The sequence below is a fragment of the Pseudomonas sp. CFBP13509 genome, from assembly GCF_005233485.1.
Lineage (GTDB): Bacteria > Pseudomonadota > Gammaproteobacteria > Pseudomonadales > Pseudomonadaceae > Aquipseudomonas > Aquipseudomonas marginalis.
This window is the reverse complement of record NZ_QGAA01000013.1, coordinates 60042-75088: the sequence shown is the minus strand read 5'-3', so window position 1 is coordinate 75088 and position 15047 is coordinate 60042. Positions and strand designations below refer to the sequence as shown.

The window sequence follows — 15047 nt, the reverse complement described above, 5'->3', positions numbered from 1 at the left end:
GCTCCTCGCAAAGTCTGTTTTTTCAATCGCAGGTGATTCCGCGCTCTCAAAAAGCCTTGGCAGGATACAGCACTGTAAATGACAAAAAGACTTTTATATCGCCGGGTGTACGAACCTTTTATCGTTTTTACGCAAGTGACAAGAGGTCACACCGTTCAGAACGGCACCTTGCCGAGGATCATGTCGCGGTACATCACAAAATCCCCGAGCAAGCTGTAGAACGGGTGCTGGAAAGTCGCCGGACGGTTCTTTTCGAAGAAGAAATGCCCGATCCAGGCAAAACTGTAGCCGGCAATCGGCACGGCCAATAACAGCCCCAGTGAGCCTCGGCCGATGGCATAGGCCAGGATGCCGATCACCAGGGTAGTGCCGATAAAGTGCAGGCGCCGGCAGGTGCTGTTGCCGTGCTCGGTCAGGTAATAAGGGTAAAACTCGGCAAAGCTGTTGAATCGCTTGAGGTTTTCCACTACGGCCGGCCCTTTGATTGTTGTGCCGCCGAACAGATGTTCGGCGGGGAGCTTATTTGAGTCTAGAGTGATCAGTGGTAACAGCCAGTGACAATAGATGCCACTTTAGTATCCTTGGCTTTCCTGGCTGCCGTTTTGAGCCTGCTTTATTCAAGAAGACGCCATGAGCGAACGAACAACGTCTGCAAGCTGGGCGATGGGGATAGTCAAGGCACTGGAAATGGACGGCCTGGATTGCCGCGCCTTGTTCAAGCAACTGGGCCTGGACTACGCCGCCCTGAGTGACCCCGATGCGCGGTTCCCGCAGGACTCCATGACCCGCCTGTGGCAGCGCGCGGTCGAGTTGTCGGGCAACCCGGCGATTGGCCTGAACATGGGCAAGGTGGTGCGCCCGGCGTCGTTTCATGTGGCCGGTTACGCCTTGATGTCCAGCAACACCCTGGCCGAAGGCTTCATGCGCTTGGTGCGTTACCAGCGGATCATCGCCGAAAGCGCCGACTTGAGTTTTCGACTATTACCTGAAGGCTATGCGCTGATTCTCACGGTGCATGGCGATCATCTTCCGCCGACCCGACAAAGCGCCGAAGCCTCCCTGGCCTGTGCGTTGGCGCTGTGCGGCTGGCTCACCGGGCGGACCCTGCAACCCCGCAAAGTGCTGTTGCAGGGCGATCAACCGGGGGACCTGGCCCCCTATAAACAAGCGTTCCATGCCCCGCTGGAGTTCGATGCGCCGTATGACGCGCTGATCTTTGAGCGCGCCGACATGGACGCGCCGCTGCCCACGGCCAACGAGGCCATGGCGCTGTTGCACGATCGATTTGCCGGTGAGTACCTGGCGCGGTTCTCCGAAAGCCGCGTGACCCACAAGGCGCGGCAGGTGCTGTGCCGGCTGCTGCCCCAGGGCGAACCCAAGCGCGAAGTGGTGGCCAAGACCCTGCACCTGTCCCAGCGCACCTTGCAGCGGCGCCTGCAGGAAGAAGGCACGAGTTTCCAGACCCTGCTCGACGACACCCGCCGCGAACTGGCCGAGCAATACCTGGCGCAGCCGCGCATGACCCTGTTGGAGATTGCCTACCTGCTGGGCTTTGCCGACCCGAGCAACTTCTTTCGCGCGTTTCGCCGCTGGTTTGATGCCACGCCCGGCGAATACCGGGCGCGGCTGCAGGACGCGTCGACGGTCAGTGACGCCAGAACGCCGGAATGCACAGAACAAAGACTGTGATGATTTCCAGCCGGCCCAGCAGCATGCCCAGGGACAGGATCCACTTGGCCGCATCCGGCAGGCTGGCGAAGTTGCCGGCCGGGCCAATGGTTTCCCCCAGGCCCGGGCCGACGCCGGACACGGTGCTGGCGGCGCCGGTGAGTGCGGTCATCCAGTCCAGGCCCAGCAGCGACAAGGCCAGGGCGATGGCGCAGATGGTGATGGCGAAGAAAAACGAAAAGGTCAGGATCGAACGCACGATCTCTTCGTCGAGGCGGTGGCCGTTGTACTTCTGCTTGATTACCGCGCGCGGGTGAATCAGCTGGTTCAAGTTGGCCTTGAGCAGGATATAGGCGACCTGGAAGCGGAAAATCTTGATCCCGCCCGCCGTGGAGCCGGAACAGCCACCGATGAAGCCCAGGTAGAAAAACAGCATCAGTGAGAAATTGCCCCACAGGCTGTAGTCCCCCAGTGCAAAACCGGTGGTGGTCACTACCGACGTAACGTTCAACGCCACATGGCGCAGGGCATCCAGCCAATGCAGGTTGGTGGTCCACCAGTACCAGGTGCCGAGCACCAGCCAGGTCACCAGCAACAAACCGAGCAAGCCCTGTACTTGCTGATCCTTGATCAATGCCTTGCGATTACCCCGCAAGGTGGCCACGTACAGGGTGAACGGCAAGCTGCCGAGGATCATCACCACCACCGCCACCCAGTGCACCGCCGGTTGTTTCCAGTGCGCCAGGGACTCGTCCGAGGTGGAGAACCCACCGGTGGAAATCGCCGACATCGCATGGTTGATCGCATCGAACAGGCCCATGCCGGCCCACCAGAACGCCAGGCTGCCGAGGATGGTGATGCCGACGTAGGCCGCCACGATCAGCCGCGCCACCATGTGCGAGCGGGGCATGACCTTCTCCGAGCGGTCCGAGGATTCGGTCTGGAACAGGCGCATGCCACCGATGCGCAGCAGCGGCAGGATCGCCACCGCCATGCCGATAAAGCCGATGCCGCCGAGCCAGTGCAGCAGCGAGCGCCATATCAAAATGCCGGGGGACAGGGTGTCCAGGCCGCTCAGCACCGTGGAGCCGGTGGCGGTGATGCCGGACATGCTTTCGAAAAACGAGTCGGTGTAGCTGATGTGCTGGGTCAGCAGGAACGGCAGCGCGGCGAATACGCATACCACCACCCAGCTGCTGACCGTGAGCAGGTACATGTCTCGCGGACGCAGGTGCACGTGTTCGGGACGCCCGGGAATCACCAGGGCAAGCCCGGCGACAAAAGTGATCAGGCTGGCCCAGAGGAACGAGGGCAGGTCGCTGGTCCGTTCGAAAATCACCAGGGTGGCCATGGGCACGACCATGGCGATCGCAAGGGTGATCAGGAAGATGCCGATGATGAAACCGATGATGCGTAGGGTCGGCAACGCCATGAAGTAAGCTCGAAATAGGGCAGAGGCGCCATTCTACCTGGGGTGCAGGGCATGTAAACCGGCGGATTTGGGCACAACATGGATCAAATGTGGGAGGGGGCTTGCTCCCGATGTCGGTGTGTCAGTGAAGGAAGTATCTACTGAGCCACCGCTATCGGGAGCAAGCCCCCTCCCACATGGGTTTGCGGTGGTAAAGACAGTGCACAAAAAAGGCGACCCGAAGGCCGCCTCATTCAACACCGCGCTGATCAGAATTCGTGATCAGCGTTATCCGGGTTCAGGTCGCTGATGCCCAGCTTGCCGGCAGCGGCTTCGATCGAGCCGGTCTGCTTGACCAGGGCGGCGATGGCGTCACGCACGATCTGGTTACCTGCGTCGTTACCGGCCGCGATCAACTGGTCGTAGTGCTCACCCTTGTTGGCGTGATCAACCATGACCTGGATCTTCGCTTCGGTCGCCGCCAGGTCCGCTTTCAGCGCGGTATCGGCAGCCGGGTCGGCCTTGGCCACCAGGGACGACAGGCTGGCGCCGGTCAGTTTGGTGCCGTCGACGCGGGTGTACTCGCCCAGGTAGACGTTGCGGATGCCCTTGGCGTCGTAGAAGTGCGAGTAGTGGGTGTTGTCGCTGAAGCAGTCCTGTTCGTCTTCCGGCGAGTTGGCTTCCAGGGAAACCTTCATGCGCTCACCGGCCAGCTCGCCCAAGGACAGGCTGCCCATGCCGAACAACATTTTGCGCAGGCCGTCGGTGGCAGGTTCTGCCTCCAGGGTGGCGCGGTAGTTGTCTTCGACGTTGGGTTTCCAGTTGCCGACCATTTCCTGCAGGTCGCTGACCAGCAGTTGGGTCACGGCGGTCAGGTAGGCGCGGCGGCGCTCGTTGTGGCCGCCGGTTGCGCCGTCGCCGGTCAGGTAGTCCGACGCAGGGCGGTTGCCCGCGCCCGGGCCGGTGCCGTTCAGGTCCTGGCCCCAGAGCAGGAATTCGATGGCGTGGTAGCCGGTGGCGACGTTGGCTTCGGAACCGCCCAGCTCATTGAGGCTGGCGAGTTTTTCCGGGGTGATGTCCTTCACGTCGACCTTGTCTTCGCCGACCTGGACTTCGGTGTTGGCGATGATGTTGGCGGTAGCGCCCGGGTTGCCCAGGGCGTGTTCGTAGGATTTGTCGACGTAGTCGATCAGGCCTTCGTCCAGGGGCCAGGCGTTAACCTGACCTTCCCAGTCATCGATGATGGTGTTGCCGAAGCGGAACACTTCGCTCTGCAGGTACGGAACGCGCGCGGCAACCCAGGCGGCCCGGGCGGCTTTCAGGGTTTCGTCGTTTGGTTTGGCGAGGAAGGCGTCGATTGCGGTTTGCAGGGTTTTTGCCGTGGACTCGGCATCGCTGTACACCGCGAAGACCATGTCGGCGTAATGCGCAACCACGGCCTTGGCGGCCGCTTCATCGACCTGGCCGGCAGGGGTGGCAGCCGCTGGAGCGGTGGTGCTGGCAGCCGGGGTCGGCGCCTGGTTTGCTGCGGGCTTGTCTTTACCTTCGCCGCAACCGGCGAGAGAAATGGCAATGGCCAGCAGACTGGCGGTGGCCAGGGGCATACGAATCATGGCGAACATCCTGCTTCGGTTGTTGATGGGCGCGCGGGGGTCGCGCAAAACTGCGACATAATGCGAAAGATTTGCATTTTGTGTAAAGGGTTATACGCGGGAAATATTCAGTATCGTTTTGCCCGCTCAGAGAATGGCCGCGCCATTGCGCTCCGCCTGCTTCAAAAAAGCCGCCAACTCCCGGGCCGGCAGGGGTTTACTGTAGTAGTAACCCTGACCTTCATGGCAACCCTCGGAGATGATGTAGGCCTCCTGCTCCGCGGTTTCCACGCCTTCCGCGATGACCTGCATGCCCAGGCTTTTGCCCAGTTGGATAATGGCGCGAACGATGGTGGCGTCGTCATCGTCGTCCAGCAGGTCCTGGACGAAGCTTTTGTCGATCTTGATCTTGTCCAGGGGCAGGCTTTTCAAATAGCTCAAGGAGGAATAGCCGGTGCCGAAGTCATCAATCGCGATCAATGCCCCGGAGCGGCGCAGGCTCAACAGGTGTTGGGCGGCGGTGCTGATGTCTTCCATCAGGCCGGTTTCGGTGACTTCCAGTTCCAGGCTGCGCGGCGGCAGGCGGTAGATCTGCATCAGGTTGTTGACCACCCGTGGCAGCTCGGTGTGGTGCAACTGCACGGTGGACAGGTTGACCGCCATGCGCAGTTCGGTGAAGCCCAGGTCATGCCATTCGCGCAATTGTCGACAGGCCTGGTCCAGTACCCATTCGCCAATCGGAATAATGGTGCCGTTCTGTTCTGCCAGCGGGATGAACAGGTCCGGCGGCACCAGCCCGTGTTCCGGGTGCTGCCAACGGATCAGGGCTTCCACGCCTACCACACGCTGGTCGCGATAGCTGATCTGCGGCTGGTAGACCAGGTGGAACTGGTCGCGGCTGAGGGCATCGCGCAGGTCTTTTTCCAGCTCGCGGCGGCGGCGCATTTCGCTGTCGACGCTGGCGATATAGAACTGATAGCGGTTGCGAGAGCGGCTCTTGGCCAGGGTCATGGTCTGTTCGGCTTTTTGCAGCAGCTTCTCGGTGCTGTCGCCATCTTCGGGAAACAAGGTGATGCCGATGGTGGCGCGCAGGCGAATTTCCTCGTGGTCGAGGGCGAACTCCGCCTCCAGGTCGTCGAGGATACTTTGCGCCAGTTCGGCCGCTTCGTAGGGCTGGTCGATATCGGCCTGTACCAGCGCGAACTGGTCGCCCCCCAGGCGGGCGAGGGCGCCGAGGCGACCGCTGTGGGCGCGCAGACGGTCGGCCAGGGCCAGCAGCAATTTGTCGCCGGCCTGGTAGGTAAACTGCTCGTTGACGCTTTTGAAGTCATCCAGTCCCACGCACAGCACCGCCACCCGGCGCTGGCGGCGACCGGCGTCGATGAGGATCTTGTCCAGTTGCTCCTGCAGTTTCTGGCGGTTGGGCAGGCCGGTGAGGAAATCGTACTGGGCCATGCGCAGCAGGCTGGATTCCGCCTCATGGCGCAGGTGGGTGTTGCGCTCGATGGATTCGAGCAACTGGTTGGCGGTGTTGATCCACAACCCCAACTCGTTGCGCTCGTGGCCCTTGAGTTGCGGGATCTTGTGCTCGCTGGGGCGGTCCGGGTTGATCGATGTCAGGTGTTCGATAATCCGCGACAGCGGCTTGGTCAGCAGCCAATGGTAAACCAGGTACAACACCAGGCCCATGGCCAAGGCGCGTAACACGCCGGAAATGAAGATGATCACCGAACTGACAATAAAGCCCTGGCCGTACGTGGCGGTGTCGAGGGTAATGCTCAGGTCACCGTAATATTCGCTGTAGGGGCCTTTGCCGACCAAGGCAGTGGTGAAGGTGCGTTCCCGGCCAAGAATCAGGTCGGTGAGCCAGCGGCTGGGGGAGTGCTGCAAGGCACGGCTTTTTTCTGCCAGCATGGTTTCGTTGGGATGGCCGATGGAGGCCATGCGCACCGCCTCGTCCTGGAACAGCCCCTCTATCACCTGCATGCCCATCTCGCGGTCCAGGCTATAGACGGCCTGGGTCGAGGGGTCGCGAAACATGTCGAGGATGCGCTGGGCATCACCGGCCACGGCCTGGCGCGTCTTGTAGGCATCGAAAACGATCTGCGCCACGCTCAGCGTCACGCCCACGATCAACGCCGACAGCAGCACGACCCGTAGCAACTTCACCGACAAGCTGTTTTTGAGTTCCAGCTTCAAAGGGGCATTCCTTGTCTCATGCGGGTGGCCTTCAATATGCCATGAGTATTGGCAATCTGAGGTTGGCAGTCAAAGGGACATTGGGGCATAAGCTCAATTGACGTTTTGGCTGACCAGCATTGAGAGGTACCAACGCAGATCGGTGCCTGGCAGACGTGGATAAAGAATCAGCATGCGGTACAAATATTGACTGGAGAGAAGGCGGAGCCGGTCCGCCTTCTGCGAGCCGGCGGTGTTAGTAATTAACCGGACCCTGTGGTTGTTGTCCTTCCCCGCCGATCTTTTCGCCGCCACCGGCTATGTCGATTTCCTCGTTTGCCATGTCCATTACTCCTTTGGCCAGATCCATACCCTTATCAAGAAGTCCCGTTATCATTGGGATTGCGCCCGTTGCCGCCGACATAGGATCCATCGTAATTCCTCACACGTGATTAAGAGGTTTATTCCTCCTACCCCTTGTGTGGTGAATCCTATTGGTGGGTTCCAGTATTTCTGGCTTGCCTATGCTGCACCCACAAAAAAGCCCGGCAATCGCCGGGCTCTTTCTACTGCAAGGGTTGCTTAGGCAGTGAAGGTCTTGCCTTCGAACTGCTCAGCGACGAACTTCCAGTTGACCAGGTTCCAGAACGCTTCCACATACTTTGGACGCACGTTGCGGTAGTCGATGTAGTAGGCGTGTTCCCACACGTCGCAGGTCAGCAGCGGGGTGTCGCCGCTGGTCAGCGGGTTGCCGGCGCCGATGGTGCTGGCCAGGGCCAGGGAACCGTCAGCCTTTTTCACCAGCCAGCCCCAACCGGAACCGAAGGTGCCGACGGACGTCTTGGTGAATTCTTCCTTGAACTTGTCGAACGAACCGAACGCGGCGTTGATGGCTTCAGCCAGCGCGCCGGTAGGTTGGCCGCCGGCGTTTGGTGCCAGGCAGTTCCAGTAGAAGGTGTGGTTCCAGACCTGAGCGGCGTTGTTGAAGATGCCGCCCGAAGAAGATTTGACGATTTCTTCCAGGGTCTTGCCTTCGAACTCGGTGCCTGGCACCAGGTTGTTCAGGTTCACGACATAGGTGTTGTGGTGCTTGTCGTGGTGGTATTCCAAGGTTTCCTTGGAGATGTGCGGCTGCAGGGCATCGTGTGCGTAGGGCAGCGGCGGCAATTCGAAAGCCATGATGATTCTCCTAATCAGGTCAGTTGCGGTGAGCGCAAGGCCGATCACGGGCGGCCAAACAAGCGCCGGGGAGTTTGTACTCTTTGCGGCGCAGGGTCCGGATCATAGCACCGGGGGTGCGGCAAAACCACGCAACAACTGTGTGGGATAGAGGTTCCAGAGCGTTTTGGAATATTCATCAGGCGCTGATCAATTGATAGGCCACGCTGAACATCATCGCCGCTACCAACAGGTCCAACAGGCGCCATGTCGCCGGGCGTGCCAGCCATGGCGCCAGCCAGGCCGCGCCGAGCGCCAGGGTGGCGAACCACAGCAACGATGCACTCGCGGCCCCGGCCACGTAGGCGCCGGGTTCGGTTTGTTGCGCGCCCAGTGAGCCGATCAGCAGCACCGTGTCCAGGTACACATGAGGATTGAGCAACGTGACCGCCAGGGCGCTGAGCAATACGGCGCGCAATGAGCGGACCTTGAGGTCGCCCCCTTGCTCCAGGCCCTGTGTCGAAAACGCCCGGCGCAGCGCCAGGGTGCCGTACCACAGCAGGAACGCGGCGCCGCCCCAGCGGGCAATCACCAGCAGCAGCGGGTTTTGTGCCAGCACCGTCGCCAGGCCGAATACCCCGGCGGCCACGAGCAAGGCGTCGCACACCACGCACAACGCCGCCACCGGCAGGTGATGTTCACGGCGCAGGCTTTGCGCCAATACAAATGCGTTTTGCGTGCCGATGGCCATGATCAGCCCCAGGGCCACCAATAATCCGTTCAGATAGCTTTGCCACATAACCATTACTCCGAAGTCGCTGCCAGTTGCCGCAATACGTCCATGGCTCGCTCGGCATCCGCACGGCCGACGAACAGGTGGTCGTGGTAGTAGCCGGCGATCACGTTGCAACTGATCCCGGCTTTGCCGAGTGCGCTGGCGAAGGCGGCCGTCAGGCCCACGGCTTGCAGCGCTGAATGCACATTCAGGGTGATCCACGCGGCGATGTAGTCGAACGCCAGCCCGGCCTGTTCCGCCTGCCGGCGCTCCAGGATCAGGGTCAGGCCTTCCTGCTCGCGAAAGCTGCCGATGGCCTCGCAACCGGCCGGGATACGATGGTCAGGCAGGGTGCAGAACACGTAGTCACCGTCATTGAGCTGCGGGCTCATGCTGCGCAGCAGGGTTGCCAGGGCGGTTTCGCCAGCCATGGTGAAGGTTCCTTTTAAAGAGAGAAGCGATGCTGGCTATTCTCGTGGTCCAGGCTGTATAAGAAAAACCAATATTGCTGATCGCTCATTAGAGAAACTGATGTTCGACTATAAATTGCTTTCCGCCCTGGCGGCGGTGGTGGAACAGGCCGGCTTCGAGCGCGGTGCCCAGGTATTGGGGCTCTCGCAATCGGCGATTTCCCAGCGCATCAAGTTATTGGAAGCACGCATCGGCCAGCCGGTGCTGGTGCGGGTTACGCCGCCGGCGCCCACCGATATCGGTCGGCGTTTGCTTAACCATGTGCAGCAGGTGCGGCTGCTGGAGCGCGACCTGCAAAGCCAGGTGCCGGCGCTGGACGAAGAAGGCATGCCTGAACGCCTGCGCATCGCCCTGAATGCCGACAGCCTGGCCACTTGGTGGGCCGAGGCGGTCAGCGACTTCTGTGCCGAGCAGCATTTGCTGCTGGATCTGGTCGTAGAAGACCAGACGGTGGGACTCAAGCGCATGCGCGCCGGGGAAGTAGCCGCCTGTATCTGCGCCAGCGAGCGCCCGGTGGCCGGAGCCCGCAGCCTGTTGCTCGGCGCCATGCGTTATCGGGCGTTGGCCAGCCCTGCATTTGTTGCACGGCATTTCCCCCAAGGTGTGCGTGCCGAGCAACTGGCGCGCACACCGGCACTGGTGTTCGGCCCGGATGATTTCCTGCAGCACCGCTACCTGGCGTCTCTGGGCGTGGACGGCGGTTTCGAACACCATTTATGCCCATCGTCCGAAGGCTTTATCCGCCTGGCGGAAGCCGGGCTCGGCTGGGGGCTGGTGCCTGAGTTGCAGGTGCGCGACCAACTGGAAAAGGGCGTGTTGGTCGAGTTGATGCCAGATAAGCCCATCGATGTACCGTTGTACTGGCATCATTGGCGCAGCGGCGGGCAGCTGTTGGGCCTGTTGACCGACCACCTGGCCCAAGCCTGTGGACAATGGTTGGTGCCGTTGGACTGATGGCGGTCGTCAAGGCAACAGCGATGAAAAATGAAAGAACACGGGGTAATACATGAAGATTCTGGTCACCGGCGCAAGCGGCTTCATCGGCGGGCGCTTTGCGCGTTTCGCCCTGGAGCAGGGCCTGGACGTGCGGGTCAACGGGCGGCGCGCCGAGGGTGTGGAGCACCTGGTTCGACGCGGTGCCGAGTTTATCCAGGGTGACTTGAGTGATGCCGACCTGGTGCGCGACCTGTGCCGCGATGTCGAAGCCGTGGTGCATTGTGCAGGCGCCGTGGGCTTGTGGGGGAGGTACCAGGACTTCCATCAAGGCAACGTGCTGGTGACTGAAAACGTCGTGGAAGCCTGCCTCAAGCAGCGCGTGGGCCGTCTGGTGCACCTGTCGTCGCCGTCGATCTACTTCGACGGGCGCGATCACCTCGGGTTGACCGAAGAGCAAGTCCCCAAGCGCTTCAAGCATCCCTATGCGGCCACGAAGTACCTGGCCGAACAGAAAGTGTTCGGCGCCCAGGAGTTCGGCCTCGAGGTGCTGGCCCTGCGCCCGCGTTTCGTCACCGGTGCCGGTGACATGAGTATTTTTCCGCGCCTGTTGAAGATGCAGCGCAAGAACCGCCTGGCTATCGTCGGCGACGGTCTCAACAAGGTCGACTTCACCAGTGTGCACAACCTCAACGAAGCGCTGCTCAGCAGCTTGCTGGCCACCGGTTCGGCTCTGGGCAAGGCCTACAACATCAGCAACGGCACGCCGGTGCCGGTGTGGGATGTGGTCAATTACGTGATGCGCCAAATGGAGCTGCCCCAGGTGACCCGTTATCGCTCCTACGGCTTGTCCTACAGCGTGGCGGCGCTTAACGAAGCCTTTTGCGCAATGTGGCCCGGTCGTCCGGAGCCAGCGTTATCGCGCCTGGGCATGCAGGTAATGAACAAAGATTTCACCCTCGACATCAGCCGGGCCAGGCATTATCTGGATTACGAGCCCAAGGTCAGCCTGTGGACCGCCCTCGACGAGTTCTGCAGTTGGTGGAAGGCCCAGGATCCCGGGTTCAAATAAGGTCACAACAGGCAACACATCGGGAACCGAATTCCAGGTTCCGGGTCGATCAACGCGACGGGGTTGGGGTTTATACTCCCGTCGCTCGGCTTTCCAGCCGGCTAACTCACTGATTCAGGGTTGATTCATGCGTAACGATGCCAAAGACGATTTCGACAACATTCCCAGCCTGCGGGCCGATCTTGGGGATGACGATGATTTCGAACCTTCCCCGGCCACCTCGGTGCGTTCGCGCAACACGCCCGTGGTCAAGGTCAAGGGCGCCAGCACCGGCCCGCTGTGGGCATTGATCGGCGCGCTGCTGATCGCCTTCGCCGGCCTGGCCTGGTGGAGCTTCCAGCAGATTTCCCTGATGGGCCAGCAGTTGGTAGCCACCCAGGAAAGCTTTGCGCGCATCAGCGAAGAAGCGGCAGGGCGCCTGCAGGACATTTCCGGCAAGGTCGTAGCCAGTGAAGCCAACGTGAACAACGGCAGCGAAGCGCTGAAACTGCAGATCAAACAGCTGGAAACCCAGTTGCTGGAGCAGGGCAAGCAGCAACTCGGCGTTGCCGGCCAGGCCACCGAGCTGGACAAGCGCCTGGCGCAAATGACTGCCAGCACCACTGAGCTGTCGAGCGCCAATGCCAAGCTGCAGGGCCAGGTGCAAGCCTTGACCGATGCAGTGGCCACCCTGAAGGCAGCGCAGGGCGATGCCGGCAAGCGCGATACGGAGATAAAGGAATTGGCTGCTGATGTGGCCGCCTTGAAAAAGCAAGGTAACCCGAGCGCAGCCATCGCCCGTCTTGAGCAGGACCTCGTGGTACTCAAAAGCGCCCAGGACAGCCAGCCGGCCAACAGCGATGCGCCGACCAACAAGGAGTTCGACGTGTTCCGCATCCAGACCACCCGCAATATCACCACCTTGCAGAGCCAGGTGCAGAACCTGAATCAGCGCCTGAATGCGCCGGCGGCAGCAACGCCGCTCGGCCAGTAATATCGGGCCTGTGGCAAGCTTGCTTGCCACAGGCCGCCTAGGGGCTTGAATGTCACCATCTGGTGACATTTCCCATCCCCTTCGTTACTTGCCCCCACCTTGCCCTTGTTTAGACTCCGGTCATCCCACAAACAATAATAAGGGCCACCCATGACCACGCGACCACTGCCTGCCAGCAGTTGGCTGAATGCACCTGCCCATCACGCCTGGCTCGCCGCCGAAGGGCAGCGCCTGCTGGCCTTCGCCAAGGCCTCCCGTCTGCCTGAGGGGTTTGGCAACCTCGACGACAAAGGCCAGTTGCCGGCCGATGCCCATGCCGAAACCATGAATACCGCGCGCATGACCCACAGCTTCGCCATGGCCCATGCCATGGGCTTGCCGGGTTATGCCGAATTGGTGGCGCACGGTGTTGCGGCCCTGGGCGGACCTTTGCGTGACAGCGAACACGGTGGCTGGTTCGCCGTGCCCCAGGCCCTGGACGGCAACAGCGGCAAGGCGGCCTACCTGCATGCCTTTGTCGCCCTGGCCGCCAGCTCGGCCGTGGTGGCAGGCGCGCCCGGTGCGCAAAATCTGCTGAACGACGCCATCCATATCATCGACCAGTTCTTCTGGAGCGAAGAGGAGGGCGTGATGCTCGAATCCTTCGCCCGGGACTGGAGCGGCGTCGAAGCCTATCGCGGCGCCAACAGCAACATGCACGCCACCGAAGCCTTCCTGGCCCTGGCCGATGTCACCGCCGACACTCGTTGGCTGGATCGCGCCCTGCGCATCGTCGAGCGAGTGATTCATACCCACGCCGCCGCCAACCAGTTCATGGTGATCGAGCATTTCGACGCGCAATGGAAACCCCTGCTCGATTACAACGAAGACAACCCCGCCGATGGCTTCCGCCCGTATGGCATCACTCCCGGCCATGGCTTTGAGTGGGCGCGGCTGGTGCTGCACCTGGAAGCCGCGCGCCTGCAGGCCGGGCTGGCCACGCCGGACTGGCTGCTGAGCGCCGCCAAGGGCCTGTTTGCCAGCGCCTGCGACTATGCCTGGGCCGTGGATGGCGCCCCCGGTATCGTCTACACCCTGGACTGGAACCACCGCCCGGTCGTGCGCGAGCGTCTGCACTGGACCCACGCCGAAGCCAGCGCCGCTGCCCAGGCCTTGCTCAAACGCACGGGTGAGCTGCATTACGAAACCTGGTACCGGCGTTTCTGGGAGTTTTGCGACACCCATTTCATCGACCGCCTCCACGGCAGCTGGCACCACGAACTCAGCCCGCACAACCAGCCCAGCAGCACCATCTGGGGCGGTAAACCGGACCTGTACCATGCCTGGCAAGCGGTCGTGCTGCCTGCACTGCCCCTGGCACCGAGCATGGCCAGCGCTTTAGGCGCTGGGTGTTATGTCACCAAGTGGTGACATTTGTGCATCCCTTTGTTACCTGTGCTCGAAAAAACCATGTTTAAACTCCGTGCAGCGCAAGCTCCAGACTTGCATGCATAACAACAAGAAAAGGTATTCAGATGAACGCGATTAATCGCCTCGCCGTAGCTATTTCCGTTGCCTCGTTGTTTCCCCTCAGTGCATTTGCCGCCGACTCCAAAGGGACGGTTGAAGTTGTGCATTGGTGGACCTCGGGTGGCGAAAAAGCGGCTGTAGATGTCCTGAAGGCCCAAGTCGAGAAAGACGGCTTCACCTGGAAAGACGGCGCCGTCGCAGGTGGCGGTGGCGCCACGGCCATGACCGTGCTGAAAAGCCGCGCGGTCGCCGGCAACCCGCCAGGCGTTGCCCAGATCAAAGGCCCCGACATCCAGGAGTGGGCCTCTACCGGCCTGCTCGACACCGACGTCCTGAAGTCCGTCGCCAAAGACGAAAAATGGGATTCCCTGCTCGACAAGAAAGTCTCCGACACCGTGAAGTACGACGGCGACTACGTTGCCGTACCGGTCAACATCCACCGCGTGAACTGGCTGTGGATCAACCCGGAAGTCTTCAAGAAAGCCGGTATCACCAAGAACCCAACCACCCTCGAAGAATTCTACGCCGCCGGCGACAAGCTCAAGGCCGCGGGCTTTATCCCGCTTGCCCACGGTGGTCAGCCTTGGCAGGACAGCACCGTGTTCGAAGCGGTGGTCCTGTCGGTAATGGGCGCCGATGGCTACAAGAAAGCCCTGGTCGACCTCGATAACGCTGCGCTGACCGGCCCGGAAATGGTCAAGTCCCTGACCGAGCTGAAGAAAGTCGCGACCTACATGGACGTCGACGGCAAAGGCCAGGACTGGAACCTCGAAGCAGGCAAGGTCATCAACGGCAAGGCCGGTATGCAGATCATGGGTGACTGGGCCAAGTCCGAATGGACCGCCGCCAAGAAAGTCGCCGGCAAAGACTACGAGTGCGTAGCCTTCCCGGGCACCGACAAAGCCTTCACCTACAACATCGACTCCCTGGCGGTGTTCAAGCAGAAAGACAAAGGCACTGCCGCTGGCCAGCAGGACATCGCCAAAGTCGTGCTGGGTGAAAACTTCCAGAAGGTGTTCAGCATCAACAAGGGCTCGATCCCTGTTCGCAACGACATGCTGAACAAAATGGACTCCTACGGTTTCGACTCCTGCGCCCAGACCGCCGCCAAGGACTTCCTGGCTGACGCCAAGACCGGCGGCCTGCAGCCAAGCATGGCGCACAACATGGCCACCACCCTGGCAGTGCAAGGTGCGTTCTTCGATGTCGTGACCAACTACATCAACGACCCGAAAGCCGACCCGGCCGACACCGCCAAGAAACTCGGCGCTGCGATCAAGTCTGCCAAGTAACGGTTGACCTTGTGA

The 15047-nt window shown here is 61.2% G+C and carries 14 protein-coding genes; 6 read left to right on the top strand and 8 right to left on the bottom strand.

Going from position 1 to position 15047, the window contains the following annotated elements:
• Positions 1-155: 155 nt before the first annotated feature.
• A complete protein-coding gene (locus PspCFBP13509_RS21490) occupies positions 156-467 on the bottom strand; it encodes a DUF962 domain-containing protein (protein ID WP_027605580.1) in 312 nt (103 codons plus the stop codon).
• Positions 468-630: 163 nt separating this feature from the next.
• Here PspCFBP13509_RS21490 and PspCFBP13509_RS21485 point away from each other — a divergent pair, with 163 nt between their 5' ends.
• Positions 631-1689, top strand: a complete 1059-nt coding sequence (locus PspCFBP13509_RS21485; RefSeq protein ID WP_065925924.1) for an AraC family transcriptional regulator — start codon at positions 631-633, stop codon at positions 1687-1689.
• Here the strand turns inward: PspCFBP13509_RS21485 and PspCFBP13509_RS21480 are convergent.
• From PspCFBP13509_RS21480 to PspCFBP13509_RS21455, 7 genes are all read right to left on the bottom strand, one after another.
• On the bottom strand, positions 1646-3100 hold the full coding sequence (locus PspCFBP13509_RS21480) for a TrkH family potassium uptake protein (protein ID WP_065925925.1): 1455 nt from the start codon (positions 3098-3100) through the stop codon (positions 1646-1648). The genes PspCFBP13509_RS21485 and PspCFBP13509_RS21480 overlap by 44 nt on opposite strands.
• Before the next feature lie 248 nt (positions 3101-3348).
• Positions 3349-4692, bottom strand: coding sequence for an imelysin family protein (locus PspCFBP13509_RS21475; RefSeq protein WP_027605583.1), 1344 nt, complete (start codon positions 4690-4692; stop codon positions 3349-3351).
• Positions 4693-4818: 126 nt separating this feature from the next.
• Complete coding sequence (locus PspCFBP13509_RS21470; RefSeq protein WP_027605584.1) at positions 4819-6870, bottom strand: putative bifunctional diguanylate cyclase/phosphodiesterase; 2052 nt, start codon at positions 6868-6870, stop codon at positions 4819-4821.
• 235 nt (positions 6871-7105) lie between these two features.
• Positions 7106-7282 (bottom strand): hypothetical protein, encoded by a 177-nt coding sequence (locus PspCFBP13509_RS31375; RefSeq protein WP_161985734.1) that lies wholly within the window; start codon positions 7280-7282, stop codon positions 7106-7108.
• Positions 7283-7431: 149 nt separating this feature from the next.
• Positions 7432-8028, bottom strand: a complete 597-nt coding sequence (locus PspCFBP13509_RS21465; RefSeq protein ID WP_003212997.1) for a superoxide dismutase — start codon at positions 8026-8028, stop codon at positions 7432-7434.
• 178 nt (positions 8029-8206) lie between these two features.
• Complete coding sequence (locus PspCFBP13509_RS21460) at positions 8207-8806, bottom strand: LysE/ArgO family amino acid transporter (RefSeq protein WP_137212662.1); 600 nt, start codon at positions 8804-8806, stop codon at positions 8207-8209.
• Positions 8807-8811: 5 nt separating this feature from the next.
• Positions 8812-9213: an ACT domain-containing protein gene (locus tag PspCFBP13509_RS21455; RefSeq protein ID WP_027605586.1), complete on the bottom strand. Its 402-nt coding sequence runs from the start codon at positions 9211-9213 to the stop codon at positions 8812-8814.
• Between the two features lie 100 nt (positions 9214-9313).
• On the opposite strand from PspCFBP13509_RS21455, the gene PspCFBP13509_RS21450 reads away from it, so the two are divergent.
• The 5 genes from PspCFBP13509_RS21450 to PspCFBP13509_RS21430 all read left to right on the top strand — a co-directional run bounded on the left by PspCFBP13509_RS21450 (position 9314) and on the right by PspCFBP13509_RS21430 (position 15032).
• The gene (locus tag PspCFBP13509_RS21450; RefSeq protein WP_065925928.1) at positions 9314-10207 is read left to right on the top strand and encodes a LysR family transcriptional regulator ArgP; all 894 of its coding nucleotides are present in this window, start codon (positions 9314-9316) and stop codon (positions 10205-10207) included.
• Positions 10208-10259: 52 nt separating this feature from the next.
• Positions 10260-11258 (top strand): NAD-dependent epimerase/dehydratase family protein, encoded by a 999-nt coding sequence (locus PspCFBP13509_RS21445; RefSeq protein ID WP_137212661.1) that lies wholly within the window; start codon positions 10260-10262, stop codon positions 11256-11258.
• A 127-nt stretch (positions 11259-11385) separates the two neighbouring features.
• Positions 11386-12231 carry an ATPase gene (locus PspCFBP13509_RS21440; protein WP_065947868.1) on the top strand — a complete coding sequence of 282 codons (846 nt, stop codon included), beginning with the start codon at positions 11386-11388 and terminating at the stop codon, positions 12229-12231.
• Positions 12232-12381: 150 nt separating this feature from the next.
• Positions 12382-13641: a D-mannose isomerase gene (locus PspCFBP13509_RS21435; RefSeq protein ID WP_137212660.1), complete on the top strand. Its 1260-nt coding sequence runs from the start codon at positions 12382-12384 to the stop codon at positions 13639-13641.
• A 104-nt stretch (positions 13642-13745) separates the two neighbouring features.
• Positions 13746-15032 carry an ABC transporter substrate-binding protein gene (locus tag PspCFBP13509_RS21430; RefSeq protein ID WP_027605591.1) on the top strand — a complete coding sequence of 429 codons (1287 nt, stop codon included), beginning with the start codon at positions 13746-13748 and terminating at the stop codon, positions 15030-15032.
• Positions 15033-15047 lie beyond the last annotated feature (15 nt).

Excerpts from the sequence above, each read along its gene's own strand:
- PspCFBP13509_RS21435 (WP_137212660.1), top strand. The coding sequence starts at position 12,382 with ATGACCACGCGACCACTGCCTGCCAGCAGTTGGCTGAATGCACCTGCC.
- PspCFBP13509_RS21430 (WP_027605591.1), top strand. The coding sequence starts at position 13,746 with ATGAACGCGATTAATCGCCTCGCCGTAGCTATTTCCGTTGCCTCGTTG.
- PspCFBP13509_RS21460 (WP_137212662.1), bottom strand. The coding sequence starts at position 8,806 with ATGTGGCAAAGCTATCTGAACGGATTATTGGTGGCCCTGGGGCTGATC.
- PspCFBP13509_RS31375 (WP_161985734.1), bottom strand. The coding sequence starts at position 7,282 with ATGGATCCTATGTCGGCGGCAACGGGCGCAATCCCAATGATAACGGGA.
- PspCFBP13509_RS21480 (WP_065925925.1), bottom strand. The coding sequence starts at position 3,100 with ATGGCGTTGCCGACCCTACGCATCATCGGTTTCATCATCGGCATCTTC.
- PspCFBP13509_RS21445 (WP_137212661.1), top strand. The coding sequence starts at position 10,260 with ATGAAGATTCTGGTCACCGGCGCAAGCGGCTTCATCGGCGGGCGCTTT.
- PspCFBP13509_RS21455 (WP_027605586.1), bottom strand. The coding sequence starts at position 9,213 with ATGGCTGGCGAAACCGCCCTGGCAACCCTGCTGCGCAGCATGAGCCCG.
- PspCFBP13509_RS21485 (WP_065925924.1), top strand. The coding sequence starts at position 631 with ATGAGCGAACGAACAACGTCTGCAAGCTGGGCGATGGGGATAGTCAAG.
- PspCFBP13509_RS21450 (WP_065925928.1), top strand. The coding sequence starts at position 9,314 with ATGTTCGACTATAAATTGCTTTCCGCCCTGGCGGCGGTGGTGGAACAG.
- PspCFBP13509_RS21465 (WP_003212997.1), bottom strand. The coding sequence starts at position 8,028 with ATGGCTTTCGAATTGCCGCCGCTGCCCTACGCACACGATGCCCTGCAG.
- PspCFBP13509_RS21440 (WP_065947868.1), top strand. The coding sequence starts at position 11,386 with ATGCGTAACGATGCCAAAGACGATTTCGACAACATTCCCAGCCTGCGG.
- PspCFBP13509_RS21475 (WP_027605583.1), bottom strand. The coding sequence starts at position 4,692 with ATGATTCGTATGCCCCTGGCCACCGCCAGTCTGCTGGCCATTGCCATT.